The organism is Methyloceanibacter sp. (genome assembly GCF_049590335.1).
Classification (GTDB): Bacteria; Pseudomonadota; Alphaproteobacteria; order Rhizobiales; family Methyloligellaceae; genus Methyloceanibacter.
The window spans coordinates 1-17034 of sequence record NZ_JBAWCQ010000123.1; the positions used below are offsets into that span (position 1 = coordinate 1).

16 protein-coding genes are annotated in these 17034 nt (G+C 60.4%); 7 read left to right on the forward strand and 9 right to left on the reverse strand.

The window, feature by feature from the left end; genetic code table 11:
* Positions 1-42: 42 nt before the first annotated feature.
* Together ctaD and coxB are read right to left on the reverse strand one after the other, a co-directional pair.
* Complete coding sequence (gene ctaD, locus WBQ77_RS09855; RefSeq protein WP_424044214.1) at positions 43-1653, reverse strand: cytochrome c oxidase subunit I; 1611 nt, start codon at positions 1651-1653, stop codon at positions 43-45.
* A 73-nt stretch (positions 1654-1726) separates the two neighbouring features.
* Positions 1727-2551: a cytochrome c oxidase subunit II gene (coxB, locus tag WBQ77_RS09860; RefSeq protein ID WP_424044215.1), complete on the reverse strand. Its 825-nt coding sequence runs from the start codon at positions 2549-2551 to the stop codon at positions 1727-1729.
* Positions 2552-3053: 502 nt separating this feature from the next.
* Here coxB and WBQ77_RS09865 point away from each other — a divergent pair.
* Complete coding sequence (locus WBQ77_RS09865; RefSeq protein WP_424060044.1) at positions 3054-3662, forward strand: invasion associated locus B family protein; 609 nt, start codon at positions 3054-3056, stop codon at positions 3660-3662.
* A gap of 188 nt (positions 3663-3850) precedes the next feature.
* Here the strand turns inward: WBQ77_RS09865 and WBQ77_RS09870 are convergent, their stop codons facing one another.
* Entirely contained in the window at positions 3851-4213 is a 363-nt protein-coding gene (locus tag WBQ77_RS09870; RefSeq protein ID WP_424044218.1) for a winged helix-turn-helix transcriptional regulator, read from the reverse strand.
* Positions 4214-4364: 151 nt separating this feature from the next.
* On the opposite strand from WBQ77_RS09870, the gene WBQ77_RS09875 reads away from it, so the two are divergent.
* Together WBQ77_RS09875 and WBQ77_RS09880 are read left to right on the forward strand one after the other, a co-directional pair.
* Positions 4365-5453 carry an alkene reductase gene (locus tag WBQ77_RS09875; protein ID WP_424044220.1) on the forward strand — a complete coding sequence of 363 codons (1089 nt, stop codon included), beginning with the start codon at positions 4365-4367 and terminating at the stop codon, positions 5451-5453.
* Positions 5454-5641: 188 nt separating this feature from the next.
* Positions 5642-6499, forward strand: coding sequence for a DUF3108 domain-containing protein (locus tag WBQ77_RS09880; protein ID WP_424060046.1), 858 nt, complete (start codon positions 5642-5644; stop codon positions 6497-6499).
* Here WBQ77_RS09880 and WBQ77_RS09885 read toward each other — a convergent pair.
* From WBQ77_RS09885 to WBQ77_RS09910, 6 genes are all read right to left on the reverse strand, one after another.
* Positions 6496-7878, reverse strand: a complete 1383-nt coding sequence (locus tag WBQ77_RS09885) for a glutamate--cysteine ligase (protein ID WP_424044224.1) — start codon at positions 7876-7878, stop codon at positions 6496-6498. The two genes, WBQ77_RS09880 and WBQ77_RS09885, sit on opposite strands and share 4 nt — an antisense overlap.
* Before the next feature lie 188 nt (positions 7879-8066).
* Entirely contained in the window at positions 8067-8387 is a 321-nt protein-coding gene (gene cyoD, locus WBQ77_RS09890) for a cytochrome o ubiquinol oxidase subunit IV (RefSeq protein ID WP_424044226.1), read from the reverse strand.
* On the reverse strand, positions 8387-8986 hold the full coding sequence (cyoC, locus tag WBQ77_RS09895; RefSeq protein WP_424060048.1) for a cytochrome o ubiquinol oxidase subunit III: 600 nt from the start codon (positions 8984-8986) through the stop codon (positions 8387-8389). The genes cyoD and cyoC overlap by 1 nt, the downstream gene beginning before the upstream one ends.
* Positions 8983-11016 carry a cbb3-type cytochrome c oxidase subunit I gene (locus WBQ77_RS09900; RefSeq protein WP_424060055.1) on the reverse strand — a complete coding sequence of 678 codons (2034 nt, stop codon included), beginning with the start codon at positions 11014-11016 and terminating at the stop codon, positions 8983-8985. The genes cyoC and WBQ77_RS09900 overlap by 4 nt, the downstream gene beginning before the upstream one ends.
* Positions 11017-11027: 11 nt before the next feature.
* A complete protein-coding gene (cyoA, locus tag WBQ77_RS09905; RefSeq protein WP_424060049.1) occupies positions 11028-11948 on the reverse strand; it encodes a ubiquinol oxidase subunit II in 921 nt (306 codons plus the stop codon).
* A 144-nt stretch (positions 11949-12092) separates the two neighbouring features.
* Positions 12093-12824, reverse strand: coding sequence for a 16S rRNA (uracil(1498)-N(3))-methyltransferase (locus WBQ77_RS09910; protein WP_424044231.1), 732 nt, complete (start codon positions 12822-12824; stop codon positions 12093-12095).
* Between the two features lie 38 nt (positions 12825-12862).
* Between WBQ77_RS09910 and ubiA the strand changes: the two genes are divergently transcribed.
* From ubiA to WBQ77_RS09930, 4 genes are all read left to right on the forward strand, one after another.
* Positions 12863-13831: a 4-hydroxybenzoate octaprenyltransferase gene (gene ubiA, locus WBQ77_RS09915; RefSeq protein ID WP_424060051.1), complete on the forward strand. Its 969-nt coding sequence runs from the start codon at positions 12863-12865 to the stop codon at positions 13829-13831.
* Between the two features lie 298 nt (positions 13832-14129).
* Positions 14130-14930, forward strand: a complete 801-nt coding sequence (locus WBQ77_RS09920; protein ID WP_424044235.1) for an inositol monophosphatase family protein — start codon at positions 14130-14132, stop codon at positions 14928-14930.
* A 51-nt stretch (positions 14931-14981) separates the two neighbouring features.
* Positions 14982-15239 carry a DUF4170 domain-containing protein gene (locus WBQ77_RS09925; RefSeq protein ID WP_424044236.1) on the forward strand — a complete coding sequence of 86 codons (258 nt, stop codon included), beginning with the start codon at positions 14982-14984 and terminating at the stop codon, positions 15237-15239.
* 138 nt (positions 15240-15377) lie between these two features.
* Positions 15378-17034: ABC transporter ATP-binding protein (locus tag WBQ77_RS09930; protein WP_424060053.1), on the forward strand; the 1657-nt coding region annotated here is incomplete at its 3' end.

The window sequence follows — 17034 nt, forward strand, 5'->3', positions numbered from 1 at the left end:
CAGCCTAGTCACTCCAGCGCCGCGTAGAGGCGCGCCCGGGATCTACTTGATTCTCGGGAGCGTATCGAAGGTGTGGAAAGGCGGCGGTGAGGGAATCGTCCATTCAAGTGACGTCGCGCCAGGACCCCAAGGATTGGCCGCTGCCTTCTCCTTGCGTGAGAATTGCTGGATCACAGCGATGAAAAAGACGACGAAACCGGCCATCGCGAGATAGGCCCCGATCGACGAGACCATGTTCCAGCCAGCATACGCGTCCGGATAATCGGCATAGCGCCGCGGCATCCCCGCAAGCCCCAAGAAGTGCTGCGGGAAAAACGCCAGATTCGCGCCCAAAAACATCAGCCAAAAATGCAGCTTACCGAGGGTTTCCGAATACATGTAGCCGTACATCTTTGGCGACCAGTAATACCAGCCCGCGAAGAGCGAAAAGACCGCGCCAAGCGACAAGACGTAATGGAAGTGGGCCACCACGTAATAGGTGTCGTGGAAGGACCGGTCGACGCCCGCGTTCGACAACATCACGCCTGTCACACCGCCGACGGTGAAGAGGAAGATGAAGCCGAGGGCCCAGAGCATAGGAGTCTTGAACTGTATTGAGCCGCCCCACATGGTCGCTATCCACGAGAAGATCTTCACACCCGTGGGCACGGCGATCACCATCGTGGCAAACACGAAGTAAGCCTGCGTGTTCACATCAAGACCCGCCGCATACATGTGATGCGCCCAGACCACGAAGCCGATCACACCGATCGCCACCATGGCATAGGCCATGCCGAGATAACCGAACACCGGCTTACGCGAAAACGTCGCGACGATCTGGCTGATCATACCGAAGCCCGGCAGGATCAGGATGTAAACTTCCGGGTGGCCGAAGAACCAGAACAGATGCTGCCACAGAAGTGGATCGCCGCCCTGCGCCGAGTCGAAGAAGGCGGTGCCGAAATTGCGGTCCGTCAGCAGCATGGTGATGGCACCGGCCAGGACCGGCAGCGACAGGAGCAGCAGGAAGGCCGTCACCAGGATCGACCACACGAACAGCGGCATCTTGTGCAGTGTCATGCCCGGCGCGCGCATATTCAGGATCGTCGTGATGAAGTTGATGGCACCGAGGATCGACGACGCACCGCCGAGATGGAGCGCAAGGATGGCGAAGTCGACCGCAACGCCGGGCGAGCCACTTGTGGAGAGTGGCGCGTAGATGGTCCAGCCCGCGCCAGCGCCTGTCGATCCCGGAGAGCCCGGCATGAACAACGAGGCGACCAGCAGGATGAACGCCGCCACGAGCAACCAGAACGAAATGTTGTTCATGCGCGGGAAGGCCATGTCCGGCGCACCGATCATCAACGGCACCATCCAGTTGCCGAAGGCGCCCACGGTGGCCGGCATAATGCTGAAGAACACCATGATCAGGCCATGCGCCGTCACAAACACGTTGTACATCTCCGGATTACCGAAGATCTGCATCCCGGGCTCCATGAGCTCGGCCCGCATCGCCATGGACAGCAGTGCGCCAATAACGCCGCCAACGAGAGACAAGATCAGATAAAGGGTGCCGATGTCCTTGTGGTTCGTCGAGAACAGCCAGCGCCGCAATCCGTGCGGATGATCGTCGTGATCGTGATGGGCCGCGTCTGCCTGGGCATAGTTCGCCATGACTGTCTTCCCTTATCGTCCGTCTGTGTTTGTTTTCGGTCGCCAGACCGCTTGTTGTATTCTCGGTAAGCGGCTAGTCCCGCGCCGAGGCCATCTTGTCCTTCGTATCGATCGACGCCGACTTCTTGCTCGCGACCCAGGCATCATATTCTTCCTGCGAGACGACGCGCACGGCGATAGGCATGAAGGCATGGTTGCGGCCGCAGAGTTCGGAGCACATGCCGTAGAACCAGCCTTCCTTCTCTGCCCGGAACCAGGTCTGCTGGAGACGGCCCGGCACGGCGTCGAGCTTGACGCCAAAGGATGGGACCGCCCAGTCGTGGATCACATCGTTGGACTTGAGACCGACGACGACGTTCGCGCCAACGGGAACGACAACCTCGTTGTCGACCGTGAGTAGCCGCGGCTGGCCGGGCTTTAGGTCCGCATCCTGCACCATGATCGAATCGAAGCCGATGCCCTCGTCCGGATATTCATAACTCCAGTACCACTGAGCCCCCGTGGCCGTGATGGATACATCCGCCTTTGGGAAATCGTACTGGGCGAACAACAACCGGAAGGACGGAATAGCGATGGCGACCAGAATGAAGATCGGGATTACCGTCCAAGCCACTTCCAGCAAAGTATTGTGCGAGGTGCGGGTGGGTTCGGGGTTTTTCTTCTCGTTGAACCTAACCATGACGTAAATCATCAGCGCCAGAACGAAGAGCGTAATGGCGATGATGATGATGTTGACGTAATTATGGAAGTCGGTGATCTGCGTCATGATGGGCGTCGCCGATTCCTGAAAATCGATCTGCCAAGGCGATGGTTGACCAAGGCCCGCGAACGCGGGGCCGCTTGCGCTGAAACCCATAAGCCCAGCAAGAACCATCAATGCACGATTCAACATCCCCATCCCCTCACTCCCAAAGCCTGCTCTCTGGCCACTCCTGGTTGACAGGGGTCAGAGTGCGTTTTCGCCGAGCAGGAGTTTCCTACCCCACGTCCACTCTCGCAATGGCGGCGCGTACGAGCTTGCGCAGAATATTGGCGTCGCCCCGCTAGAAAGCATTTTTAAACTGGCCCAGCTTAGCCCAGGAACCAGCACTTATTGTGTATTTTTAAAATCATAAAGGCTATTGATTGGCAACAGTCATGATTCAGTTTTCAGTTGCGTCTGCGCGTCCTTGTCCGCCAAATTCACTCAAAAGTTGATTTGGCAACCAGCAAGCGGGGTGTGCCATCAACACCCTGACCTACGTCAAGTTTGCCGAGAGGCTATTGTCGAATTTTGGCCCTATTGCCCGGCGAATGGCCTTGTTTCTCTGTTGAGCCGAATGTGGCGCATCTCAAGTTCACTCGAGTGCCCGCAGATCCATAGTCACTCTCGATCTGTCGCTGGAAGGCCGGCCTGCTCCATGCTCATTTCCACCACACTGGCTTCAACACGCCTATTCGACGTGCCACGCCTCAAGCGCCGACTCTGCCTGGTCCGGACCCTGCTTCCATTCGTCGCGCTTTGCCTCATAGTGGTCTTCGCGATCGCGGCGCCTGCCAAGGCACAAGAACCCGACGCCGCTGCTGGCGCCACGGGGCCCGGCAGCGTCGTGCGCGGCACCTTTGGGGCCTGGCAGCTGAGTTGCCGGACACCGCCCGGCGCCCGCGAAGAAAAGTGCGCCCTGGTCCAGAGCGTGACTGCCGAGGACCGTCCGAATGTCGGACTGACCGTCGTCTTCTATAAGGCCATCGGCGAGGACAAGAAGCTGCTGCGGGTGGTGGTGCCCCTCGGCGTTCTGCTACCTACGGGCCTCGGGCTCAAGATCGATGGGGAGGATGTCGGCAACGCGCCCTTCCTGAAATGCGGCAAGCGTGGCTGCGTGGCTGAGGTCGTGCTGCAGGACGAGGTCATCGCGAAGCTCAAGAAGGGCGAGAATGCGATCTTCATCGTCTTCGATACGCCCGAGGCCGGCATCGGCATCCCCGTCTCGTTGCAGGGTTTCACCAACGCTTTTTCCGAGCTCAAATAGGCGCTTGCCGGGGAAACGCCTGTCCGCATGTAAAAAATCGGCGGCAGAAAAGGAGAAATCCGCCGCCGATTCGTCCGTCTTGGGGGACGGAAAGCACCCAATTTCGTGCAGGGTTCGAAAAGGGGCGCGACTTTCAACAGTATACGGCGTAGCGGCCAACCGGTTCAAGTAGCGCCGCCGCGTCCGCCCTAAACGCCGTGCTCCTCGCACCAATCGTACAGCGATACCAGGATTCCGAGCGCCGACTGTCCGAATGTTGTGAGTTCGTAGGACACGGCCACGGGCTTGGTCGCAATGACCTCCCGGCGGACCAGCCCGATCTCCTCCATCTCTTTGAGATGCTCCACGATCATCTTCTTGCTGGCACCGCCAAGTTCACGCGACAGCGCGTTAAAGCGCAGCGGTCCCGCCTTCAGATGCCAGAGGATGGAGGCCTTCCACTTGCCGCCGAGAAGCCGCATGCCGCGCTCGATCGGACAGGGCTCATCGCACTGTTTTGGCTGCGGACCGGCGGCGCCCGGTCCGTCCTCGATGGATACCCTATCGGCCATATGTCGTCGCCATGGGTTCTCACTAGGTTACAATCTGTAATCTAGTTGAAGAAGGAAACCATTGGTCCTAAGTCAAGCGCGCACTGGTCGTCCGCGGGTCATGCGGAGGCGATATTCGACATCAAGCTGCACATCAGGATACTGGCAGATCATGGACCCGAAGCTTTTTAACCCACTCGAACTTGGCGACCTCACTCTTCCCAACCGGATTGTCATGGCGCCGTTGACGCGCAATCGTGCGCTGCCCGACGGCGATGTGCCCCATGATCTCAACGCCACCTACTACGCCCAGCGGGCGGGTGCCGGCCTGATCATCAGCGAGGGAACGCAGATTTCCCAGGAAGGCAAGGGCTACATCCAGACGCCGGGCATCTACAGCAACGAACAGGTCGTCGGATGGAAGACGGTCACGGATGCCGTGCACAACGCTGGCGGCCGGATATTTGCGCAGCTCTGGCATGTGGGGCGCATCTCGCACGTTTCGCTGCAACCGGACGGGCAAGCCCCAGTCGCCCCATCCCCGATTACTGCTAAGAGCCAGACCTTTGTCGCGACGGGCTTCGCCGACGTTTCCGACCCGCGCCAGCTGGACACCGGGGAGATTGCCCGCGTGGTCGCGGACTATCGAAAAGCCGCGGAGAACGCGAAGGCGGCCGGTTTCGACGGAATCGAAATCCATGCCGCGAACGGCTACCTGATCGACCAGTTCCTGCGCGACAGCACCAACAAGCGGGACGACGCCTATGGGAGGAGCCTGGACAAGCGCACGCGTTTCCTCGCCGAGGTCCTTGAGGCGGTCACAAGCGTTTATGCGTCGACGCGGGTGGGCGTGCGGTTCAGCCCGTTCTCCAGCTTCAACGATATTTCCGACAGCGACCCACTCACAACATTTGGTGCGGCCATCACCCGCGCCAACGATGCCGGCCTCGGCTATGTCCACCTCGTCGAAGGCGAAACGGGCGGGCCCCGCACGTATCCACCCAATGCGATCGCAACGCTGCGCGCGAATTTCTCTCGGGCCTACATGGCGAACAACGCCTACGACCGGCAGCTGGCGATCGACGCCGTCGAGTCTGGCAAGGCCGATCTTGTGGCCTTCGGCGCCTTGTTCATCGCCAACCCGGATCTTGTCGAACGCTTCCGCCAGGACGCGCCATTGAATACGCCCGATCCGCAGACCTTCTATGGCGGCGATGCGGTGGGGTACACCGACTATCCCACGCTGGACCAGGTCGCTTAATCAAGTCAGACGCCAAGAGAAGGAGCCGGGCAACAACCCCTCAGCCCCTCCCTTGGCCCCTCCCTCGGTCCTTGCCCAGCACCGCCGCCAGCGCCCACAATTTCGGCGCTGTCTTGGTTAGACTGCGCCGCACGCTGTCGGACCCTGCGTCGTAGGCTCTGGATGGATGGGACATTAGAGCGATTGTCATGCGGATTGATTCTATCGGCGTCTGGATGAGGCAACTGGGCATCGCGCTCGTCTGTCTTGCAATGCCGAGCCCCGTCCTTGGCGAGGCCATTCCCCAGGAACAGGAGATCCACGCGACCTACAAGGTGGGTGTCGCCTCGATCGACCTCGGCACCTTCAAGATGACCGCCACGGTCGGCCCCGAGGCCTATGCACTAAAGGCAAAAGGCGAGTTCTCTATCCTTGGCGGTCTATTGTACAGGGCCAAAGGCGAGACGCGGAGCAACGGCACGCGCGTCAACGCAACCTCCAAGCCGCAGCGCTTCGACTTCTCCTATTCCGACAACAAGAAGAAGCAGCAACTGCAGATCGTCTTCGACAACGGGACTGTCCGCACGGTCACGCGAACCCCCAAGAAGAGGCCCGACAAGAAAGCCGTCCCCCTCTCGGACGATCAGCTTCGGAACGTGCTCGATCCGATGACGGCGGCCTTTCTGTCCGTTCAGGCCACGGCGCCAGCCGGCGATCTGGCCGTCTGCGATGGGACGTTGCGGGTCTTTGACGGCAAGCGGCTCTTCGAACTGACCTTCTCTCCGAAACGGACCGAACAGCTCGGGGCCCGCGCACCCGAGGGGGTTTCGGCAGCCGCCGTATGCACGATCCGGTACCGGCCCATCGGCGGACACCGGCGGGAGAGTCCCACCGTGGCCTTTCTTCAGAAGTCGAAGGACATCGAGGCGTGGCTGGTGGCAGTTCCGGGAACGGAGATCTTTATCCCCTACAAGGTCGTGCTGCCGACGGCCTGGGGCAACGGCACGGTGACGCTCACCAAACTCAAAGCCGCGCCCGCCGCAGCGCGCCGTGCAGGCGTGCGTTAGAGCGCTTCGGACTCGAACAGCCGGTCGATATCGCCGTCCCAAGGCCCTTCATAGGCGGCGATAAGCCGATCCGACTCCGTGCACCCGGTCTCCGTGATCTCCATGAGGGGGGCGACCATCCGCGTTTCGTCCTGGCCCTTGTCGTTGAGTTGGGCTCGCCGCAAGAGGCCGCCCTCCGCCAGGGCCAGGATTTCGCGGGCGATATCGCGCAACGAACGCCCCCGGAACGGCGTCATCAGTCCGGTCTTTGGCACCGTAAGACGCATGTCCCGGCGCTCCTCGTCCGTCCAGTCCGCAATCAGCGATGCTGCGTTGTCGAGCGCAGACGTGTCGTAGAGAAGGCCCGCCCAGAACGCCGGAAGCGCCAGCAGAAGACCGAGGGGCCCTGCGTCGGCGCCGCGCATTTCAAGAAACTTCTTGAGGCGCACCTCGGGGAAGAGAGTGGTGAGGTGATCGGCCCAATCGTCGATCGTGGGACGTTCGCCCGGCAGCGCCTCCAGCTTGCCGCCTAGAAAATCGCGAAACGACGCGCCGGCGACATCGATATAGCCGCCGTCGCGATAGACGAAATACATCGGCACATCGAGCGCGTAGTCCACATAGCGCTCGAAGCCCATGCCGTCTTCGAAGGCAAAGGGCAGCGCGCCCGTCCTGTCCGGATCGGTGTCCTGCCACATCTGCGCGCGGTACGACTGGAAACCGGTGAGCTTTCCCTCCTTGAACGGGGAACTGGCGAAAAGCGCGGTCACGACGGGCTGAAGCGCGAGACCGACGCGCAGCTTGCGGATCATGTCCGCCTCCCCGCTGAAATCCATGTTCACTTGCACGGTCGCGGTGCGGAACATCATATCGAGACCGTGCGCGCCGCGGGTCGGCATGTATTGCATCATGATGCGATACCGGTCCTTCGGCATGACCGGCATCTCGTCGAGCGTCCATTTGGGCGAGAAGCCAAGTCCGAGAAAGCCGATGTCGAGCTGGTGCGCGACTCCGCCGATTTGCGACAAATGCTGGCGCAGTTCGGCCTCGGTTTCGTGGACGGTCTTGAGCGGCGCGCCGGAGAGCTCGAGCTGGCCGCCGGGCTCCAGGCTAATCGATCCGCCAATGGGACAATCCGAGCACGACAGCGCGATGATATTGCCGTTCTCACGAATCGCATCCCAACCGAAACAATTGTGATGGGCCTCGAGGAGCGCACCGATCCCGTTGCCCCCCTCATAAGGAACCGGCGATTGATCGGTGATGTTGAAGCCGAACTTCTCGTGCTCCGTGCCGATGCGCCACTCGGCTTTCGGCTTTGACCCCGATTCCAGATATTCGACGAGTTCATCCCGCGACTGGATGATGGGGCTCTTTGGCCCGTCAGCGCGTGTCGACATGTGAGGAGAACTCCGCTTGGGTCGATAAGAAGTAAGAGGCGCGGGCAGCACGTGGTCCTGGGCGCGTCTCAAGAGACTCGAATGAACCATTATATCGTATGCAGCGCCCGGCGCGGCAAGAGAGGTTCCGCGCAATGACAAAGGCTTAATGACCGGGAGAAGCGCTTGCTAGCAGCGCGTGCCGGCGATCAGACCATCATACGATGGTAGAGGTCGAACATGATCCAAAGGCTGCCGCCCACCATGATGAAGATGAGCACGACAGCGAACGCCAAAGCGACGAGGTTCTCGCGCGGTGTCGTCCTGAAGTCGATATGCAGGAAGAACGTCAGATGGACGATGATCTGAACCACGGCGAAGCCCGCGATGATGATCAGCGTGGTCTGGCGCGGAAGCGATCCTGCCGCCACAAGACCGAAGGGTATTGTGGTCAGAATGACGGCCAGCGCAAGACCGATCAGATATGGCTTGATGGTCCGCTCGATTTGAAGGCCCGACTTGATCTCCATCACACCAACCCCGGCAGATAGACCACAGAGAAGATCACGACCCAGATGATGTCGAGGAAATGCCAGAACAGGCCGAGCCGCATGAGCCGCGAGGCGACGGGTGCGGTGAGGCCTTTGAAAAACACCTGGCCGATCATCACCAGGATCCAGACTAAGCCGACGCTGACGTGAAATCCGTGCGTGCCGACCAACGTGAAGAAGGCGGACAAGAAACCGCTACGCTCTGGCCCGGCGCCTTCGGCGATCATGCCCCTGAACTCGCCGAATTCCAGAAAGATGAAGCTGGCGCCCAGCAAGAAAGTGATGGCAAGCCAGAGCAGCACTTTGGAGCGCTCGCCGGCCGATAGCGCGACTGCCGCTACACCGAAAGTCGTGCTGCTCAAGAGCAGCAGAGCCGTTTCGGCCGCAGCCCGATCGAGGCTGAACACATCTTTTGGCGTAGGCCCGCCAGCCGTATTGCCGACCATGACCAAGTACGTCGCAAAGAGGCAGGCGAAGATAACGGCATCGCTCATCAAATAGAGCCAGAAGCCGAAATCCTTCTCCTCGTACCGCTCCGCGTCACGCGGGTTGATCGTCATATCGGCGACACTGCTCATGTGGCGGGCTCCGGCGCGGCTTCGCCGGCAAAGCCGGGTTCGTCAGCCATTTCGTTTTTCGGGGCTTTCGCAAGCTGCGCGAAGCGCGCGTCCTCGATGGCCTTAACCTCGCTCGCGGTCATGACAAACTCATCGTCGTCGTCGGATGCACGGTAGATGATCGTCCCCACGATCACCGCCAGAGCGGAGAACGCCAGCCACCACATCCACCAGATCGCGGCAAATCCGAAGACGCCCCCTGCAACGCCGATAACGAGACCGGCATAGGTGTTTTTCGGCATGACGATGTCTTCGTATTTCTCAGGCCTCCGATAGGCAACGCCGCGCTGCTTCATGTTCCACCAGGCCTCGCGGCTTTCCACCTTGGGCAGCACGGCGAAATTGTAGGGCGCCGCCGGGGAGGACGTGGCCCATTCGAGGGACCGGCCGTTCCAAGGGTCGCCCGTGGAGTCGAGCGCTTGTTTGCGCTCGCGAACGCTGACCACGAGCTGTACGGCGAGCGCGAGCAGGCCGAGCATAATAATGAACGCGCCGACCCAAGCGGCGATCAGGTGAGGCTGCCAGGCCGCGATCTCGTAGTGCTCCATCCGCCGTGGCATGCCGAGCAGCCCGAGTACGTAGAGTGGCATGAAGGCGACATAGAAGCCGATGATCCAGCACCAGAAGGAAATCGTGCCCCACCTTTCGTTCAGTTTGAAGCCAAACGCCTTGGGGAACCAGTACATGTAGCCCGCCAGATAGCCGAATAGTACGCCGGGGATGATCATGTTGTGGAAGTGCGCGACCAGGAAAGTCGTGTTGTGCATCATGTAGTCGATGGGCGGCAGGGCAAGAAGAACGCCGGACAGGCCACCGATGACGAAGGTCACCAGAAACCCGATGGTAAAAAGCATTGGCGGTTTGAAGATGATGCGGCCGCGATACATGGTCAGCAGCCAGTCGAACACCTTTACGCCCGTGGGCACCGAGATGATCGTCGTCATGGTCCCGAAGAACGAATTGACCCGGGCACTAGATCCCATCGTGAAGAAGTGGTGCAGCCATACCGTGAAGGACAAAAGCCCGATGGCTATGGTGGCACAAACGAGAGAAATGTAGCCGAACAAACGCTTCTGGCTGAAGACCGATACGACCTCGGAGAACACGCCAAAGGCCGGAAGAATGAGGATGTAAACTTCCGGATGACCCCACAACCAAAACAGGTTGATGTAGTTCATCATGTTCCCGCCCATGCCGTTCGTGAAGAAGTGAAACCCGAAGTTTCGGTCGAGTATCAGCATGCCGCACGCAACCGTGAGCGCGGGAAAAGCGAAGATGATCAGGACCGATGTGATGAACATCGTCCAGGTAAAAAGCGGTAGGCGGAACATCGTCATGCCGGGCGCCCGGCATTTGAAGATCGTCACCAAAAAATTGATGCCGGTCATCGTGGTGCCGAAGCCCGCTATGAACACCATCCACAGCCAGTAATCGACGCCGACGCCGGGCGTGTATTCGACCCCGGAATAGGGAGGATAGCCCGTCCAGCCCGCCGTCGAGAACTTGCCGACGACCAGCGAGATCAGCATGAGCCCCGCCCCCGCCGTGGTCAGCCAAAGGCTGACCGAGTTCATGAAGGGAAAGGCCACGTCCCGTGAACCGATCTGCTGCGGCACGATGAGATTTGCGAGACCCGACAGGAATGGCATGGCCATGAAGAAAATCATGATCGTGCCGTGGGACGAGAAAATTTGATCGAAATGGTCCGGCGGCAGATAGCCTTCGTTATTGAGCGCGATGGCCTGCTGGCTCCGCATCATGGCCGCATCGACGAAGCCGCGCAGCAGCATGACGAGCGCCAGCATGATGTACATGATGCCGATCTTCTTGTGATCGACACTCGAAACCCATTGGGTCATCACCAGCCGCCAAGCGCCGAAATAGGTAATGGCGCCGACGACCGCGAGCCCTCCAAGCACCGTCACCGCAGCTCCTGAAGCAGCGATGACGCTATAAAACGGCAGAGACTCGAGTGTCAGTCTTCCGAAAATATCCACTGGACCTATTCCGTCGTTTCAGCGGTCGAGTGATGCGGCATGCGATCTGAATCGCCGTGGGAGTATTTGGAAATGATCCTGTCGAAGAGACCCGGCTCCACACCCGAATAATAGGTCACGGGTACTTTTTCGCTGGGCTTCGCGAGCTTCTCATAGGTCGCCGCATCGAGCACCTTACCCGATTGCTTCGCCTTCTCCACCCACGCATCGAAGTCTTCCTTCGTTTGCGAGAGCGTCTGGAACTGCTGATTGGCAAAACCGGTGCCGCTGTATTGAACGTTACGCCCCCAGAACTTTCCGGTCTCGTCCGCAAGCAGATTGAGTCGCGTCTGCATGCCGGCCATGGCGTAAATCTGCCCGCCAAGCGCCGGGATTACGAGCGAGTTCATGACCGTATCAGAGGTGATCGTGATGCTGACCGGCGTGCCCACCGGCATCGCGAGCTCGTTGACGACAGCGATGTCGTGTTCGGGATAGACGAACAGCCACTTCCAATCCTGCGCGATGGCCTGCACCTGAACCGGCTTCATGCTTGGATCGATCGGCGCGTAGGGATCGAGCTTGTATGTGTTCGCCCAAAGATGGAGAGCCAGCCAGACCACGATTGCGGCCGGGATACTCCAAACCACGATCTCGGCCGGCCAGTAAAAGTCGAAATTCGGCGTGTAGCGCGCTTTGCGATTCGTCCCGCGAAAATACCGCGTGAACACCGCCGCCATGATGAAGACCGGAATGATCACGATCATCATGATTGCGACGGCTTTGAAAAGAAGATTGCGCTCGGTGAGTGCGATGGGCCCTTTGGGATCAAGGACCGGACCGTCCAGTACGGCGCAACCTCCGCACAGCAGAGCCAGCCCCGCAACGGCGACCGCGGCCGAGGCGCAAGTATTCCATCGAAGTGAGCGCGCGTGTCGGACGATCATTTCTTCGCTGCTTCGACCCCGAAACGATGTGACTAGACTGTCAGCGACCGTAATGGCTTACGAGGGCTATTGCGACAATAGATCATGCTTGGTGCACAACCTGTGGCAATCACAGCACACAGCCGATTCGAATTGTCGATTGAACTAGCGCCAGTCGCCCCAGACGGCGTTGACCAAGGTCAGACATGCGACCGCGGCGGTATCTGCGCGCATGACGCGTGGCCCGAGCGAAATTGGCAGCACGAAGTCCTGTTCCAGCAACAGCGCCCGTTCTTCGGCATCGAAGCCTCCCTCGGGGCCGATCAATACAGCATGCGGACGAGACGCCTCGGACGCCAGAGCCTTGAGCGGCGGTGCAACCGAAGCGGTTTCATCCGCGACGATGAGACGCCTTTCGGAGTCCCATCGGGAGAGAATGTCTTCAAGCTTTTGCGGTGCATGCACCTCCGGCACCCGCAAAATGCCGCATTGCTCCGCAGCCTCGACCGCATTGGCCACGAGGCGCTCGACCTTGATTCGCTCGGCGATGGTTCTGCGGGTGATGGTCGGCCGCAGGACGCTTGCGCCCATCTCCGTCGCCTTTTGCGCCATATAATCGACGCGGGCACGCTTGAGCGGGGCGAACAAATAATGGAGGTCTGGGCCTGCTTCTTGCGGCCGCGTCTGGTGCTCGGCGGCGAGACTCATCGACTTCTTGCCGGCGGTGGCCACACGCGCGCACCATTCGCCATCCGCACCGTTGAAGATCAGGACATAAGAGTCGGGCTTGATGCGGAGTACATTCCCAAGGTAGTGCGCCTGATCCCGATCGAGCACCACATCGGCACCCGCGGAGAGCGGGGACTTGACGAACAGCCGTGGCAGTTTAGAGGGCATGGGCAACGAGCGGCAGAGCAAGCGAAACGACAGGACACATGACACGTCCGGAGATTGAAGGCAAAGCCGGGGAGACCAGCGGCACTCCCGTATCCGATGCGCCTTCGGAAAACTGGGTCGATCGTTATGCGCCAGCCTGGGCGCTGCCCTATTTGCGCCTTGCGCGCGCGGACCGTCCCGTCGGCTTCTGCCTCCTGGCCCTGCCCTGCTTCTGGTCGGTGGCCCTGGCCGGTCTCCATACGGGCGCCGCCTATCCCGACCCCGGGCTGCTCATGCTGTTCGCGATCGGCGCGATCGCCATGCGTGGCGCCGGATGCACCTATAACGACATTGTCGACCGGGAGATCGATGTAAAGGTCGCGCGCACGCGCGCGCGCCCCCTGCCGAGCGGACAGATCTCCATCAAGGGCGCCCTGGCCTTCCTGGCAGGCCAGTGCCTCGTGGGCTTGGGCGTGCTTCTCAGCCTCAATCAATTCTCGATCTGGCTCGGCTTTGCAGTGATTCCGATCGTGGCGCTCTACCCCTTCATGAAACGGATCAGCCACTGGCCGCAGGCGGTGCTGGGCCTGGCCTTCAACTGGGGGGCACTGATGGGCTGGGCAGCCGTGACCGGCGTACTCGACTGGGCGCCTGTTGCCCTCTATGTGGGCGCGGTCGCCTGGACCGTCGGCTACGACACGATCTACGCCCACCAGGACCGCGAGGACGATGCGCTGATCGGCATGAAATCGACGGCGCTCCGCTTCGGGGACGACACTAAATACTGGCTCAGCGGATTTTATGCCGTAACGATAGTGGCGATGGGGCTCTCAGGCTGGCTCGCTGGCGGCGGCGCGCTGTTCTTTACCGGTCTCGCCTTTGCCTGCGGACAGTTCTTATGGCAGATCGCGACCCTCGACATCGACAATGCCGAAAACTGTCTCGCCCGATTCCGCTCCAATCGCGACTTTGGTTTGATTGTTTTTTTCGCAATTCTGGCGGATATGACGCTTGCATCTTTTCTATAGAAGACTGATCTGATGGAATTGGACCCACCGGTCCGAGAAATGCAGGGGCGACTCACGTAAGCTGCCGCCGGTATTGCAAGCGGGCCCCGGCGCGTATCGCATCCGAGGCCCGTGTGACGCCTTGCTGTTAGCTTCCTTATTGGCTGCCTTGAGGTAGCCTTGATTGCCGTGATGTTGCCACGGAAGACTTCCCGGACGCTTAATGGACGTCATTAACGACCGGTAGCTTCCAGCATGGTTTAGAGAGTGTTCCTGCCGCCAAATGACCGCGATCACACAGAGTAAAGCCCATAATAAAGTGTCCGCACCTTCGCATTCGCGCGACGACGACTTCGAAATTCTAAGTCAGGCTGTGCGTGAGGCCGGGTCCTTGGCCGCGAGCTATTTCAAGACGTCGCCAAAAGCCTTCACGAAAGCGGACGGCTCGCAAGTCAGTGAGGCGGATCTTGCCGTGGACGCGGCTCTGAAGCTCGACCTAACGACCCGCCGCAAGGAATATGGCTGGCTCTCCGAAGAGAGCCCCGACGACCGCACGCGCCTCAAATTTTCGCGGGTTTGGATGATCGATCCCATTGATGGCACGGGCGCGTTCTTGCGCGAGAGTCCCGAATGGACCGTCTCCGCGGCCCTGGTCGAGGACGGCGTGCCGGTGCTTGGGGTTGTTTACAATCCGATGAAGGACGAATTTTTCCACGCTATTCGTGGCGCGGGCGCGTTTCTGAACGATCAACCCATCCACACGACCGACCAAACCACACTGGAAGGCGCCAAAATGATCGCCAGCGGCGGTTTGTTCAAAAAGAAGATCTGGGACGATCCGTGGCCCAACGTGACCGCGGAGTGGGTGAATTCCGTTGCCTACCGTCTGGCCCTGGTCGCGTGTGGGCGGGGCGATGCGACGATCTCGCTCACACCCAAGGCAGAATGGGATCTGGCGGCAGCCGCTGTAATCATGGAGGAGGCCGGTGGCGTGACCACCGACCGTTTGGGAAACCCGCACGTCTACAATCGCGAGGACCCAAAATTCTCCAGTCTTGTCAGCAGTGGCCTCGCACTCCACCCAGCTCTGATCGAGCGCACAAGCCGCGTAGAGGTTTAGACCACAATTCGGCAAATTGCCCGGCGAGTGAACGAGCGAGGGGGATTTCGCATGGCTGCAAACACTGAGGCATCTGGAACGGCGGATGCTGGCAAACAGCTGCTCCACCTTGTCTTTGGTGGCACGTTGACCGACCTGGACAAGGTCCATTTCGACGATCTGAGTAAGTTGGACGTCGTCGGTATTTATCCCAATTACGCGACCGCCTACGATGCGTGGAAGGATGCCGCACAGCGCTCCGTGGACGATGCCCACATGCGCTACTTCATCGTGCACCTTCACCGGCTCCTCGATCCGGACGCCATCTAGCCGGACTCCACGCCATCCCCTCCCCGGCGGGCCTTGAGCGCTGGTCTTGAAGGGCTTTTCGCCTTAAAGGTCGCATAGCTCTCGTGCTAGAGAGGGGACCAGGAGGCACGGCGGGCCTCGCAAGAACCGGGATAACCCTTGAAAGACAACGTCTTCATAGATGCCCGCGTGGCCGCTCGAAGCGGCGATGAGCTCGCGGCGGAGCGCTATACGACCCGCCAGATCGTCACGCGCATCTGGCACGAGCACTTGCGCCCCCATGGGGTGCTCTTGGGGTGCGGCATTCTGGCCATGCTGCTTACGGCCGCCACGACCGGGGCCATTCCATTTCTCATCCAACGCACGGCCGACGATATCTTCGTCCAGAAGAACGCCGACATGGTAGTGTGGATCACAGTGGCCGTAGTCGTCATCACGACCTTGAAGGCCGTGTCCGAATATGTGGCGAACGTGACCGTCGGCTTTCTCGGACATCGCTTCATTGCCGATCTGCGCCTGCAAATGTTTGGCAAGCTCGCCGAAGCAGATCTCGGCTGGATCCAGACCGTGCATTCGGGCCGGATTCTCTCCGGATTTCTGAACGACGCGACTCTGATGCGGGCTACCGCCAGCCGCACAATTGTAACGCTCTGCGAAAACCTCTTGAAGGTCGTCATCCTTGTCGGGTCCATGATGTACATGGCTCCACGGCTGTCGATGCTCGTCCTACTGTTCATGCCGTTTGCCTGGCTTATGCTGTCGCGGCAACGGCGAAAGATGCGCAAATCTACCACCAAGTCGCTCCAGGAAACCGGCGACCTGTCGGCGCTCGTGACCCAGACGCTGCAAGGCATGCGCGTTGTCCGCGCCTATAAACAGGAAGCCCAGGAGGAGAAGCGCGCCTCCCAGGCCGTCAACCGGGCGCTCGAATACACGATGCGCGGCATGCGCGCGCGCGCGCTGTCCAGCCCTGCCATGGAATTGCTGGTGGGCCTTGGTTTCGCCGCCGCCATCTATGTGGCCGGCATAAAGGGCGTTCGCGGCGACTCCTCGCTTGGGCATTTCATGGGCTTCACCACGGCGGCGCTGTTGATCTACGCGCCCCTGAAGAGCCTCGCGACTTTGCAAACCCAGCTCCAGGAAGGCGTGGCCGCCGCGTGCCGGGTGTTCGGCATCATCGACCGGCCGAGCAAGCTGGTGGAGGCGAAGGATGCCAAACCGCTCAACCTCACCAAGGGCGAGATCGAATTCCGCGATATCAGCTTCGCTTACGATCCGGAGAACGTCGTCTTGAATGGCGTCACGCTCACCGTGCCGCCCGGCAAGACCGTCGCCCTTGTCGGCCCATCCGGCTCCGGCAAGAGCACGCTCGTCAACCTAGCCCTGCGCTTTTTCGATCCGCAAAGCGGGGCGGTGCTGATCGACGGTCAGCCTATCAAGGACGTCACCGTCTCGTCCTTGCGCGATGCCATCGGTCTCGTCACGCAGGATCCGGTTCTGTTCGACGACACGATACGTGCGAATATCGCTTATGGGACGAAGCCCCTCGTCGAGGAGGAGGTTGTCGCGGCAGCCAAGGCAGCGGCGGCGCACAACTTCATCACCGGCTTACCGCGCGGCTACGATACCCGCGTCGGCGAGGCGGGCGGGCTTCTGTCCGGCGGAGAACGGCAGCGCATCGCCATCGCCCGCGCGATCTACAAGGACGCACCAATCCTCATGCTGGACGAGCCGACAAGCTCGCTGGACTCCGAGTCTGAAGCCAAGGTTCAGGCGGCGCTCGAAAAGCTCATGCAAGGCCGGTCCGTGCTAATGA

Bases quoted from the DNA above. Each gene is read 5' to 3' on its own strand.
- ctaD (WP_424044214.1), bottom strand. From the start codon at position 1,653: ATGGCGAACTATGCCCAGGCAGACGCGGCCCATCACGATCACGACGAT.
- coxB (WP_424044215.1), bottom strand. From the start codon at position 2,551: ATGGGGATGTTGAATCGTGCATTGATGGTTCTTGCTGGGCTTATGGGT.
- WBQ77_RS09865 (WP_424060044.1), top strand. From the start codon at position 3,054: ATGCTCATTTCCACCACACTGGCTTCAACACGCCTATTCGACGTGCCA.
- WBQ77_RS09870 (WP_424044218.1), bottom strand. From the start codon at position 4,213: ATGGCCGATAGGGTATCCATCGAGGACGGACCGGGCGCCGCCGGTCCG.
- WBQ77_RS09875 (WP_424044220.1), top strand. From the start codon at position 4,365: ATGGACCCGAAGCTTTTTAACCCACTCGAACTTGGCGACCTCACTCTT.
- WBQ77_RS09880 (WP_424060046.1), top strand. From the start codon at position 5,642: ATGCGGATTGATTCTATCGGCGTCTGGATGAGGCAACTGGGCATCGCG.
- WBQ77_RS09885 (WP_424044224.1), bottom strand. From the start codon at position 7,878: ATGTCGACACGCGCTGACGGGCCAAAGAGCCCCATCATCCAGTCGCGG.
- cyoD (WP_424044226.1), bottom strand. From the start codon at position 8,387: ATGGAGATCAAGTCGGGCCTTCAAATCGAGCGGACCATCAAGCCATAT.
- cyoC (WP_424060048.1), bottom strand. From the start codon at position 8,986: ATGAGCAGTGTCGCCGATATGACGATCAACCCGCGTGACGCGGAGCGG.
- cyoA (WP_424060049.1), bottom strand. From the start codon at position 11,948: ATGATCGTCCGACACGCGCGCTCACTTCGATGGAATACTTGCGCCTCG.
- WBQ77_RS09910 (WP_424044231.1), bottom strand. From the start codon at position 12,824: ATGCCCTCTAAACTGCCACGGCTGTTCGTCAAGTCCCCGCTCTCCGCG.
- ubiA (WP_424060051.1), top strand. From the start codon at position 12,863: ATGACACGTCCGGAGATTGAAGGCAAAGCCGGGGAGACCAGCGGCACT.
- WBQ77_RS09925 (WP_424044236.1), top strand. From the start codon at position 14,982: ATGGCTGCAAACACTGAGGCATCTGGAACGGCGGATGCTGGCAAACAG.